The organism is Luteolibacter yonseiensis, from assembly GCF_016595465.1.
In the GTDB taxonomy this organism is placed as follows: domain Bacteria; phylum Verrucomicrobiota; class Verrucomicrobiia; order Verrucomicrobiales; family Akkermansiaceae; genus Luteolibacter; species Luteolibacter yonseiensis.
Genome location: NZ_JAENIK010000008.1, coordinates 336,893 through 348,868 on the forward strand (window position 1 = coordinate 336,893; position 11,976 = coordinate 348,868).

Genomic DNA, 11,976 nt, shown 5'->3' on the forward strand with positions numbered 1-11,976 from the left:
CCTGATATTTTTACGCAATGGCAACGACAGCGAATTCATTTGCCACATTTATATCTTTTAAGCTAGTTTTATATCCATGAAGCGAGTTCTGATCGGATTAATTGGAACAAAGACAGACAGCGGCACGGACGTGGCGCGTTGGGATTTCTGGCGACCCACGGTTTCGCTCTTCCAGCATCAGGATCTGCTGTGGGACCGGCTGGAACTATTGGCGGAGTCGAACTTCGCGAGGATCTCCCAACAGGTTCTCGACGATGTCCGGCAGGTCTCACCCGAGACAGAGACACGGCTGCACACGGTGAGCTACGGCAACGATCCCTGGGATCTGGAGACGGTCTATGCCACGCTGCATGATTGGGCGCGCGGCTACACATTCGATCGCGACAATGAAGAATACTTCATCCACATCACGACAGGCACGCACATCGCGCAGATCTCTCTCTTCCTGTTGAACGAGGCGGGCACCCTGCCGGGAAAACTGATCCAGAGTTCTCCGCCGCCATCGGCGCTTTCACGGCAGAAGAAGCCCGAACCAAGGTATTCGGTGATCGACCTGGACCTGTCGAAGTACGACCAGCTCAGCACCCGATTTCAAAAGGAACATGTCGAGGTAACGGACTTCCTGAAAAGCGGCATCGCGACGCGGAACGCCGGATTCAACCGGCTCATCGAACGCATCGAGCAGGTCGCCCTCCGGTCACAGGCACCGGTGCTCCTGACCGGCCCGACCGGCGCCGGGAAATCCCACCTCGCCCGGCGGATCTATGAACTACGGAAACAACGCGGCGGCTTGCGCGGGAATTTCGTGGAGGTGAACTGCGCCACCCTTACCGGAGACACCGCGGCATCGGCATTGTTCGGCCACACCCGCGGATCATTCACCGGAGCACAGAAGGACAGGCCGGGACTGTTGCGCGAGGCGGATGGCGGGCTGCTGTTCCTCGATGAGATCGGTGAACTCGGAACGGACGAGCAGGCGATGTTGTTGCGGGCGCTGGAGGACAAGACCTTCCTGCCGGTGGGTTCGGACAAGCCGGTGAAGAGCGATTTCCAACTTATCGCGGGGACGAACCGCGACCTGCGCGAAGCCGTGGTGACCGGACGTTTCCGTGAAGACCTGCTGGCCCGCATCCACCTCTGGACCTTCGCGCTGCCCGCGCTCGCACAACGCCGGGAGGACATCGCCCCGAATCTGGAATACGAACTCGACCGCCACCGCCGGTCGACCGGGCGGGAGGTGAGCTTCAACAAGGAGGCGAAGCTGGCTTTCCTGAAATTCGCCGAAGCTCCCGACTCACGCTGGAGCGGAAACTTCCGCGATCTGAATGCGGCGGTCACCCGCATGGCCACTCTCGCCCCACGGGGACGCATCCGGGTGGAGGAAGTGGAGGAGGAGATCCAGAGATTGCGGGAGAACTGGCATCGCCCGGGAGCCCAAGGGCGTGAAGCCGCCGTTGATCTCAAGGCCGTCATGAACGCTGAACAGTTGGATGGCATCGACCCCTTCGACCGGGTCCAGCTCACCTATGTGGTGGAGGTATGCCGGCGTGTGAAGACCCTCTCGGAAGCCGGACGGGAGATTTTTGCCATATCTCGAAACAAGAGAAGCGTCACCAATGACGCGGATCGTTTGAAAAAATACCTCGCGAAGTTCGAACTGAAATTCGAGAGCCTGCGCTGTTAGAGATCCTTCCGATTTCCCGTGACGTCCCTCCATTCTGTGCTTAGAAGCAGTGGATTATGAAATGGTCTCCACAGTGGTTGTTGTTGCCGGTCGCGCTCGGGGCGGGCTACCTGACAGGCAGGCAGGGACAGCCTCCGCAGCCGGGGCCGGCGACCGAGGAAAGCCGCCCGCGTGATACCCGCGCCGCCATCCGCAGTCCCAGAAACGACCCCTTCGGAGGCCAGGGATTCTCGCTTTCCTCGATGGAGGATCTTCATGAGCTGTTCAGGCGGCAGGGACGCTCGGTCGCATCCGCACGGGTGACGCTGGCGGTGAATTCGCTTTCTTCGGCGGAGATCCCCGCCCTGGTGGAGATGATCCAGAAGGAGGCGAAGGAGAATCCGAACCGCTACGATTCCGACAGCTACATGCTGATGGGCGCCCTCTTCGAGCGCTGGACGGCGGTCGATCCCACCGCGGCGCTCGCTTTTGTCGATTCCTGCAAGTCCCGTTCCTTCCAGAAGAATGCGGCGGGAAGCTGTTTCGCCGCGCTCGGAAAAGTCGATCCGGACCGGGCGATGTCGGAGTTTGAAAAACTGCCGAAAGGCGAGATCCGCGAGACGGCGGGCATGGCGCTGGTCTCCGCCTTGTCAGACAAGGACCCGGCCGCCGCTTGCGATCTGTTGGAAAAGGAAGCCAGCCCCGGGGCCTTCGGCGATTACTACACCGCGGAAATATTCTCAAGCTGGGCAAAGAAGGATCCCCTGGCCGCGGCGAAGCGGCTGGAGTCGATGCCGCCGGATCGCGTGGGTGATTACAGCGCCGGCCAGCTCGCGGCCAGTTGGGCACAGAAGGACCCGGCGGCGGCGCTGAAATGGGCGAAGACGCTCACGGGTGACCGCAAGTCGAACTCGGCGTCCGAGGTTTACAAGGTGATCGCCCGGGATGATCCGGCGAAGGCATGGGAGCAGCTGAAGGGCGAACCCGGACATTTGCGCGGCCGGATCTTCGGATCGATTCTCGAAATCGTGGCGGACGAGGATCCGAAAAAAGCGATGTCGATGCTGACAACGCTGGGCAGCAAGTCGGACCTGCGCATCGGAACGGACAACTTTTTGAACAGCTTGAGCTGGAATGACACCCGCCTTGCCTTCGAGGTGATCGACCAGGTCAAGGATCCTGCCACGAGGCGCGAAAACCTGGGGAACCAGATGTACAACGCGGCGTGGTCGTCACCCGAGCTGTTGAAGGAGCAGATCGGAAAACTCACCGACCGGGAGAAGATCGACACATCCGGCGCGGTCCTGCGCGGACTGGTCTCCTCGGACCCGGCGGCGGCCGAAAAGTATTTCCTCGAACTTCCCGAGGCGCAGCGAAGCACCCAGACCCTTTCGCAGATGCTCGCGCAGTATTCGAACACGAATGCGAAAAAGGCTTTCGAATTCGCGACCTCCCTCACCAATCCACAGGAACAGGCGGCGGCGGTGCGGGGACTTTTCCAAAATTGGAGCCGTGAGGATCCGGAAGCGGCGGCGGAGGGATGGAAAAAGCTCCCGTCCGGCCAAGGCCGTCTTGAAGCACTGGACAATGTGGCCGGCTCCTGGAGCCAGAGCGATCCGGAAGCGGCGAAATCATGGGCCGACAGTCTCACAGGTGTGGAAAAAGCGCGGGCGCTTGCCGCGGTCCTTCCAGCTTTGGCAAGGGACAATCCGGAAACGGCAAGCAGGCAGCTCGCCGCGATCATCGCCTCGCCTCCGGACGGTATGGGTCAGAACCTCGCATCATCCGCCGGCAACCTGGCGGGTCAATGGGCGGACGATGATCCGGCAGCGGCATCCCGATGGGCGGCATCGCTGCCAAACGGACCATCGCGTGACGAAGGACTGCAGGCGGTTTCCCGCGCTTGGAGCCAATATGATGCCGTGGCCGCCGCACAATGGCTCGGCACGCTGGAAGCCGGCAGTTCCCGTGATGCTGCGATCCAGCCGCTGGTGAATCAGGTGCGGAATACCGATCCCGACACCGCTTTTTCGTGGGCGGCCTCGATCAGCGATGAAAATCAGAGGATCAACGAGCTGCGGCAGACCCTGAAGTCATGGCGCAGGTCGGACTTGCAGGCGGCGAGGGCGACATTCGACGCGGCGAACCTTTCCGAGAAGGAACGGGAGAGCTTGGCGAAAGAGCTGGAATGACGCCAGTCCCGCCAATGGGAGCCATACGCCCATCGGTCGGTGGCATCCCGCCAAAATCCCTTGCGCCGCCCTATGCCCCCCGGACTTCTTCCGCGATGATCCGCAACCCGGCCCTCACGACCGCCTCATCCATGGCATAGGAAACGCGGATGCATTGGTGACGGTGGGGCCACCCCTCATCATCAAGTCCGAAGAAAAAGTGCTGTCCCGGGATGACCAGGACCTCACGCTTCTTCAAGCGCTCGTAAAGTTCCTGGGAGGTGATCTTCAACTGTGGAAACCAGAACCACAGGAACAGGGCACCTTCGCTGCGGTGCATGTACCACTCGATGTCATCGCCAAACGCATCCACCGCCGCTTGTCTGGCAAGGTTGCATTTCTCCTGGTAAAACGGCCTGACCACCTCGCGGCTCAATGACAGGATTTCTCCCGAACGAATCAATGGCAGGGTGATCTGCTGGCCGATGTTCGGATTCGACAGGCCCGCGATCGCACTCATCGAGCCAAGCGCCCGGATGAGTTCCGGAGGACCGATGACGATGCCGGTGCGCGTCCCGGGCAGGCCGATTTTTGACAAACTGTAGGTGAGCACCACATGCGTGTCCCAAAACGGCGTGGCATCCGCGAAGATGATGCCGGGAAAGGGAGCTCCGTAGGCGTTGTCGATGATGAGAGGGATGTTGTTCTCCTTCGCGATGGAGGAGAGGCGGGCGATTTCCTCATCTGTCAGAACATTTCCCGTGGGATTTGTGGGTCGGGACACGCAGATCGCCGCGATGTCCGGCGTGACTTCGAGCGCGTCAAAGTCGACCCGATATTTGAACTCATGAGGCGCGGTTTTTTCAATGAGCGGAGGAACGGCCCGGAACAAATCCCCACCGACACCCTGGTTCGCATAACCGATGTATTCGGGCACGAGCGGAAGCAGGATCTTCCGGCGTGAATCGTCCGGCATTTTACCTGCCAGCAGGTTGAAGAGAAAATAAAACGCCGTTTGCCCGCCGCTGGTGACGGCGACGTTTTCCGGGCCGAGCTTCCAACAGAACGTTTCGCGAAACAATGTGGCGACGGCTTGGAGGAAATGCGGATTGCCACGGGGAGGATCGTAACTGGTGAGAGAGCGCTGCAGACCGCCATCTTCCTCCATCAGCTCCTCCAAACGCCGCCGCCAGACCGCGTTCATTTCGGGAATGCGGGCGGGTTGGCCGCCGCCCAGCATCTTGAGATCCGGCCCTCCGCTGGCGATGGCGTGCCCGAGGTCATCCATCAGTTCCTCGATCCCGCTGCCACAGCCGAGGTGGCGTCCAAATTCTGAAAATTCGTATGACATCTTCGATGACTGCGTTCTATAGTGTCGGCCTCACTCCAAACCAACCAAACAACCATGTCCATCAAAGTCGGCGACAAAGCCCCGGATTTCACCCTTGTCAGTAAAACCGCGAATGGCCCGGAGCTGGTCACATTGAGCGAACTCATCGGCAAGTCCAACATCGTGCTGCTTTTCGTGCCAATGGCCTTCACCGGCGGCTGCACCACGGAGCTGTGTGAGATCTCCAACAGCATTTCGGAATATGACACGCTCGATGCCAAGGTGCTCGGCATCTCCGGAGACAACCCTTTCGCACAAGAAGCATGGGCGCAAAAAGAAGGCATCACCATCAGCCTCCTCAGCGACTACGAACACGCCGTGGCGAAGTCATACGGCGTGGCCTACGAGCAGTTCCTGCCATCCAAGAACCTGATCATGGGTGGAGTGGCGAAACGCTCCGTGTTCGTCATCGACAAGGAGGGAGTGGTGCGCCACGTGGAAGTGCTCGAATCCCCAAGCGACCTTCCGGACTTCGGCGCGATCAAAACCGCTCTGGGTTCGCTCTGAACATCCTGTTTCCAAATTCAAGAAGAGCCGCCGGGACACTCTCCGGCGGCTTTTTTTATTCAAGTTCCGCGATTGTGCCCGACCGCCCCGTGGTGACCTTTCGGAGTACCTTCGTTTGTGAGGCAACGGGAGTTGTTGGAACGATCCTTGAAAAATTTCCGGTGTCGGCTTGAATGCGGCGCCACGTGATTCATTCCGCTTATCCCTCCAAGGGGATCTCCAGACCGATCAGCCAGTCATGATACGCAATCCCAATGCCCGGCAGGGTTCTTTCCCGACAACCGCTTGGTCCGCGATACAACTTCTCAAGGAGGATGACCAGGCCGCAAGGGATGAGGCGCTGGCTTCCCTGTGCGAAACCTACTGGCAGCCCGTATTCCACTTTCTCCGGGGCATGGGCCGCAGCCATGAGGATGCTGAGGATCTGGCCCAGGGATTCTTCGCCATGCTTCTGCGCAAGGACGCCCTTTCACGCGCCGATCCCGGGAAAGGCAGGCTGCGATCCTACCTGCTCAAATGTCTGAAGCGTTTCCTGAACGATCACCACGACCGGGAAACAGCGGCAAAACGCGGGGGAAGCCCGCCGCCACCAGAGCACGGAGATGGCCGACACTTCTGGCATTCCGAAGGCATGGAGTTCCTGCCGCCGGATCGGGAATACGATCGCAACTGGGCCTTGAGCACCTTGGATGCGGCGCTCATGCAACTGGGCGGGAATTTCCGAAAACGATTCCCCGGCTTGGACGAGGCTCTTTTCGACGCCCTGCTCCCGCATCTGGATTCCCGTTCCGGACCTGCCGCATCCTTTGAATCTCTCGCCGGGCGGTTCGGGATGTCCGCGGACACGCTCCGCAGTCACGTGCACCGTCTCCGTAAAAAGCTGCCGGAGGCTGTCATCATCCAGGTGAAGACCACGCTGGCCGATCCCACCCCGGAGGAGATCCGCGAAGAGCTGGCAGCCCTGCGCGAATATCTATGACTAGGCTCCGCCCACCTCCTCCTTACTCCCGTGGACACCGCATCCTCCCATGATCCAGCAAGTCCGCCCCAGGCACCGGATGCCCGTGGCATCTTCGATGAGGCATTGAGGCAGCTCCACCCCATGGTCGGCTGGCAGCCTCCGGAGGCCGACACCTTGGCAAGCCTGCTGCCCCAATACCGGTTCTCGGCATTCATTGGCCGGGGAGGCATGGGCGCGGTTTACGAGGCGCATCACCCCGGGCTCGACCGGCCGATCGCCATCAAGCTGCTGCCGGTGGAGCTGGCGGAGGAGGCAAACTTTTCCGCACGCTTCGAGCGGGAAGCCCGGACGCTGGCCTGCCTGCAACATCCCAACATCGTCACTGTCCATGACTTCGGAAAAACTCCGGTGGGACATCTGTTTTTCGTGATGGAGCTGGTGGATGGCCCGGATCTGTCTCGGCTCATGGCCGCGGGCCCTCTGGAGCCCGGAGTGGCGGTGGAGCTCGCCATCCAGATTTGCGACGCGCTGGAATATGCCCACGCGCGCCAGGTCATTCACCGGGATATCAAGCCAGCCAACGTGCTGCGGCGGGCGGATGGCCAGGTGAAGCTGGCGGATTTCGGTCTGGCCCGCCTGATGGGAGAGCAAGGGGCGTCCGGAAACATTCTTCCCGAATCAAAACTGTCGGAAGTAGGGAACCCTGCCCACACCGGCACCCGCATGGGCACTCCGGGCTACGTGGCTCCGGAGGTGTTGAAGACAGGACGGTTCGACAACCGGTCCGACCTTTATTCGGTTGGCGTGATGCTCAGGGAAATGCTTCTCGGAACGGAGCCTTTGTCCGGAGAACCACCCTATGCCGCCGTGATCCGGCGGGCGACTGAGGAAAATCCTGATCTTCGTTATCAAAGTGCGGTGGAGATGAAGCGCGACCTCGCTCACGTCCGGAACTCCCCCGGAACCGTTGCCCGGGCGGACGGAAAATCGGACTCAGGCAGCAGGATTCCACATCGTGGATGGATGGCGGCGGGTCTTGCGGCCGCCGCCGTGATGGCATGTGCATTTGTATGGCGGCATGCTGATTCATTTCCAGATTCCGGAAGGCCTCATGTCTCCAGCGGTGACACTATGGCCTCTCCGGAAAACACCATCGCCACCAGCAGTTCCGGTTTTCCAGCGCTGCCGACAGCTGAGATTTTTCCGCCACCCTCGGCTTTGGTGCCTTCTGGAGATCTTTCCCTTGGGCCACCGTCAGACCAACCGTTGGAGAACATGGACGATCCACTTTCTTCGGAACTGCTCCGGGGCACCACACGGATCTTGTTCAATGGGAAGGACCTGTCCGGCTGGAGTGGACGTGGCGGTCACTGGACGGTGGAGAACGGCATGATCGTGGGCCGCATGCCCGCCGAGCCCGGGCTCAGCAACACCTGTCTGATCTGGCAGGAAAGCGACGTTTCCGATTTCGAACTGGTCTGCAGCTTCGGAGCACGGACCGGTTACCGCATGGCGAGCAATGGAGGAATCGAATTCCGGTCCACGGTCACCGAGGACTGGAATTCGGTGCTCCGGGGGTGTCAGGTGGATCTGGCCAGCATCAAAGAGATCACCGGCGCCCTCTGGGACAGTGATGGAAGACGCTACCTCGCGTCCCAAGGTCAGAAGGGCAGTCTGGTCGGAGGACCGGAGGGCGGTCCACCTGCTGTCAGAACCTCCGGTTTTGTCCGCCCCGACTTGTTGAAAAACCGGCTGCGTGAGGACCTATGGAATCACTGCCGCCTCGTCTGTATCGGAGGAAACATCTCCGTTTTTATCAACCATCGGCTGACCGCGTCCTTCCGGGACACTGCGGAAGGTTTGCCGCGATCAGGAAAACTAGGGCTGGAGGTATCCCTGATGGGTGACAACCAAGGGTTGGTCCGGGGAGAAATGCTGTATAAGGACATCCTCCTGACTCCGCTGAAGCAGGTGCCAGGGCGGGAAGCCGAAGCCATGGCCAGCCGCGAGGCCATGCTCCGGCCGGTCAGGGCCTCTTTGATGGCCGGCAAGTGGCACCTGCGGACCGGCCTTGCCGGATCCTCCTCCAAGGCGACCACCCTTCGGTTCAAGAACCGGGGCGTTCTGGAGCAGGATGGGGTGGACGCCGGACGATGGTGGGCTTTCGCACCAAACCGGATCCATATGCAATTCAAAGGAGACCCCGCCGTTTACAATCCGGACTCGGGTGCCGACTTTACCCTGAGCCCGGCTCTGGACCGCATGGACGGTTTTTCCTCCGCTCCGGGCGGCGGGGATATGGCTGTGAACCTGTGGGCTGGCCGGGATGCCGACGCACCTCCGCCGGAGTTTCCCGAGTAGCTGGAGCATCGGGAAAATTTTTGCCCGCACTCCGCAACGCGGGGATGGAGCGTTCCTTAGAATAGGTATGTCAGCCCGGGATCCCGGCATTCACTCCTATGAACACTCCCCATCCATTCTCATTTCCGGCCTCTGGTCCGGTCCTCCGCCATGGTCTTTCAGCCGCGATCCTCGCACTTGCGGGTTCCCCTCTGTGGGCGGCCACCTTTACGGTGAATACCCTCGTCGACACCATCAATGGCGGTCAGGGAGCCGGGGCGAACGGAGTTGGCGACCTGCGTTACTGCCTGCGACGGGTCAACGACTCGGCTCAGGGCCAGACGCACACCATTGTCTTCGCACCTGGCCTCACCGGAAAAATCACGCTCAACGGCAGCGAACTGGTCATCCGGAACAACGCGACCATCACCGGTCCGGGGGCGGACAAGCTGGCCATTGACGCGGACGGCAAAAGCCGGGTCCTCTACATCGGGGGCGCTCCTGATGTTCCGCTCCAAGTCCGGATATCCGGTCTGACCATGACCGGGGGAAACGGTGACGGCAAGGACCCGACCGGGACCGATCAACCGCCTCTGGCCGATCTCGCCAGGACGCGGGGAGGCGCGGTCCTCAATCATGACAGCTCCCTCACCTTGCGGGATTGCTCCGTCACCGGCAACACCTCGTCCGTATCCGATGGCGGCGGCGGGATTTTCAATTATGCGGAAAACCGCAACGCCATCCTTACCCTCGAAGGCTGCGCCATCACCGGCAATTCCTCTCCATTCGGCCAAGGTGGTGGCATCTGGAATCATGCCTTGAACGACAACACTTCCACCCTGATTGCCAGCAATTGCACGATCAGCGGGAACTCCAGCCAAGGCAACGGCGGCGGTATCAGCAGTTTTGGAATCGCCGCCGTGGTCAGGACGGAGCTGAGCCATTGCTCCGTCACTGGTAATACCTCCGCCGGCTTCGAAGGAGGAGGCGGGATCTGGAACAGTGGTATGGGAAGCGCGGAACTGCCACCCACCACCATGGTTCTCACGGATTGCACGGTTGCCGGCAACGCCCACACCTCCTCAGCCAGAGGGACTGCCGGTGATGGAGGGGGAGGAGGAATTCTTAATGGCGGATCGGGTTCGAATGGCCAGCGAAGTGTGATGACCTTGCGCGGCTGCGTCGTCAGCGGCAACACATCCAGAGTTTCCGGAGGAGGTCTTTGCAACAGCGGGTGGCTGGGTCGGTCCGAGTTGTCGCTCAGCCAATGTGTCGTTCACAACAATGAAGCGGATGGATCCGGCGCGGGGATTTCCAATTTCGCCTACCAAGGCAAGGCCGCCCTCGTATTGAGCAACTGCACCATCGCTCTCAACAAGGCCCTGCTGCGGGGCGGAGGAATCGCCAACCAGCTTGACGCTTTTCCTTATGAAGGAGATGAGACCGCGGTCACGGTGTCCGGCAGCACAATCGCAGGCAATTTTGCCGGCGGCGGCGGTGCGGGAATTTCCAGCATCAAGCCGCAGCTTAACCAGGATCAAACCACGGTCAGCCTGAAGCTGACCGGCACGCTGGTCGGACTGCCCGCACAGGAAGGGGGAAATCTGCTTGTCACCCGCGGCAGCAATGTTTCCGGAGGATACAATCTCTGCGATGACGATACCGGAGCTTTTCTCAACCAGACCGGAGATAAGTTGGAAACGCCCACCGGCCTTTCCTCAATCATTGGAGAAAACGGCCTGCCCGTGCCCGTGCTTCAGGATAACGGCGGCACCACACCCACGATCGCGCTGATGGCCGGCAGCGCTGCCATCGACTCCGGAAAAGCCACCGCAAGTCCGTCGGACAGTACTTCCAATGTTCTGGATCAGCGTGGTCTGGCCCGTGTTTGGGACAGCCCCGGCATTCCCAATGCCCCCGGTGGAGATGACAGCGATATCGGCGCATTCGAATGGAACAGTCCGGCCATCACCGGATGGCGCTATCGTTACTTCGGGGTCACGGGCAATACCGGAAACGCGTCCGATCAGGCGGACCCCAACCACAACGGCATTCCGAACCTCGTTGAATACGCGCTCCATGGAGATCCCGTATCTACGGCTGGCGGAGGGGTTTCATTGCCGGAATTCACCGGTGGTGCCGGCATTCCCGCTCAATTCACGCTGACAAGATACCCCGATCGCCCGGGAACCATTATGACGGTACAGGCTGCCGGTTCGTTGGCCGGACCATGGGAGAACGTTGCAAGCAGCGTGGATGGAATGGCCTGCCAAGCCTTGGCCCCCGGAATTTCGGTGATGGAAACCGGACCGGAAAACTCACCTTCCGTGATCATCGCAGGATTCAATCCATCCCTCCCACGGCAGTTTTACAGGCTTCGCGTGGAATCCAAATAAGGAGTTTTTGGAATTTGGCAGGTGAGCTGAAGTCTACCACATAACTTTGTTTTGGTTTGTTTTGAGAATAGTGTCACCGCCATGGAATGGAGGAAAAGGCATTGCGAATTTTGAAAAGCCCGCATTGTCGGGTGGAAACTCCGACGATCTGCCGAACTTCCGGTTGGAAAATGTTCTCCTGCAGGAAGTCTGAAGCCTGGCCAACGCCGAGGCCCGGGCGCGGGGTTCCGGGTTTGCGTAACAACAAAGCCGCCGGGATAAACAAAGCCGCCGGGATATTCCCGGCGGCTTTGTTTGTGTAAATAATCCCGAGTGCGGTTGTTCTGGATTTACCAGATTATTCCCCTGCCGGTATTTCGCGAAACGCTTTAATCCCAAGTCCTGTCGGTGTGGTCCCCACGTCCGGTTGTTTCTTCCCCCCCGTTTTGTCCCTTCTACCCCGGTTGTGCTCCGCCGGTTATGCTCCTCCTCTCTCCACGATCCTTTCCACCCTTTCCACCCTTCCCTCTCTCCTCCCCCCGCACAAAAAAAGAGCCCGGCTCCCTTTT

At 60.2% G+C, this 11,976-nt stretch carries 7 protein-coding genes; 6 read left to right on the top strand and 1 reads right to left on the bottom strand.

Going from position 1 to position 11,976, the window contains the following annotated elements; genetic code table 11:
• Nucleotides 1-76: 76 nt before the first annotated feature.
• Both rtcR and JIN84_RS07640 read left to right on the top strand, forming a co-directional pair.
• Nucleotides 77-1,684: an RNA repair transcriptional activator RtcR gene (gene rtcR / locus JIN84_RS07635; RefSeq protein ID WP_200350440.1), complete on the top strand. Its 1,608-nt coding sequence runs from the start codon at nt 77-79 to the stop codon at nt 1,682-1,684.
• A 56-nt stretch (nt 1,685-1,740) separates the two neighbouring features.
• Nucleotides 1,741-3,855, top strand: coding sequence for a hypothetical protein (locus tag JIN84_RS07640; protein WP_200350441.1), 2,115 nt, complete (start codon nt 1,741-1,743; stop codon nt 3,853-3,855).
• Nucleotides 3,856-3,925: 70 nt separating this feature from the next.
• Here the strand turns inward: JIN84_RS07640 and JIN84_RS07645 are convergent, their stop codons facing one another.
• On the bottom strand, nt 3,926-5,185 hold the full coding sequence (locus tag JIN84_RS07645) for a valine--pyruvate transaminase (RefSeq protein WP_200350442.1): 1,260 nt from the start codon (nt 5,183-5,185) through the stop codon (nt 3,926-3,928).
• Nucleotides 5,186-5,239: 54 nt separating this feature from the next.
• Between JIN84_RS07645 and JIN84_RS07650 the strand changes: the two genes are divergently transcribed.
• The 4 genes from JIN84_RS07650 (at nt 5,240) to JIN84_RS07665 (ending at nt 11,428) form a co-directional block, all read left to right on the top strand.
• On the top strand, nt 5,240-5,731 hold the full coding sequence (locus JIN84_RS07650; protein ID WP_200350443.1) for a redoxin domain-containing protein: 492 nt from the start codon (nt 5,240-5,242) through the stop codon (nt 5,729-5,731).
• A 238-nt stretch (nt 5,732-5,969) separates the two neighbouring features.
• Nucleotides 5,970-6,710 carry an RNA polymerase sigma factor gene (locus JIN84_RS07655; RefSeq protein ID WP_200350444.1) on the top strand — a complete coding sequence of 247 codons (741 nt, stop codon included), beginning with the start codon at nt 5,970-5,972 and terminating at the stop codon, nt 6,708-6,710.
• 30 nt (nt 6,711-6,740) lie between these two features.
• The gene (locus JIN84_RS07660; RefSeq protein WP_200350445.1) at nt 6,741-9,053 is read left to right on the top strand and encodes a protein kinase domain-containing protein; all 2,313 of its coding nucleotides are present in this window, start codon (nt 6,741-6,743) and stop codon (nt 9,051-9,053) included.
• Between the two features lie 98 nt (nt 9,054-9,151).
• Nucleotides 9,152-11,428 carry a choice-of-anchor Q domain-containing protein gene (locus JIN84_RS07665; RefSeq protein WP_200350446.1) on the top strand — a complete coding sequence of 759 codons (2,277 nt, stop codon included), beginning with the start codon at nt 9,152-9,154 and terminating at the stop codon, nt 11,426-11,428.
• Nucleotides 11,429-11,976: the final 548 nt, after the last annotated feature.

What these genes read in the sequence shown, in the direction of transcription:
- rtcR (WP_200350440.1), top strand. Translation starts at nt 77, where the DNA reads ATGAAGCGAGTTCTGATCGGATTAATTGGAACAAAGACAGACAGCGGC.
- JIN84_RS07650 (WP_200350443.1), top strand. Translation starts at nt 5,240, where the DNA reads ATGTCCATCAAAGTCGGCGACAAAGCCCCGGATTTCACCCTTGTCAGT.
- JIN84_RS07640 (WP_200350441.1), top strand. Translation starts at nt 1,741, where the DNA reads ATGAAATGGTCTCCACAGTGGTTGTTGTTGCCGGTCGCGCTCGGGGCG.
- JIN84_RS07645 (WP_200350442.1), bottom strand. Translation starts at nt 5,185, where the DNA reads ATGTCATACGAATTTTCAGAATTTGGACGCCACCTCGGCTGTGGCAGC.
- JIN84_RS07665 (WP_200350446.1), top strand. Translation starts at nt 9,152, where the DNA reads ATGAACACTCCCCATCCATTCTCATTTCCGGCCTCTGGTCCGGTCCTC.
- JIN84_RS07655 (WP_200350444.1), top strand. Translation starts at nt 5,970, where the DNA reads ATGATACGCAATCCCAATGCCCGGCAGGGTTCTTTCCCGACAACCGCT.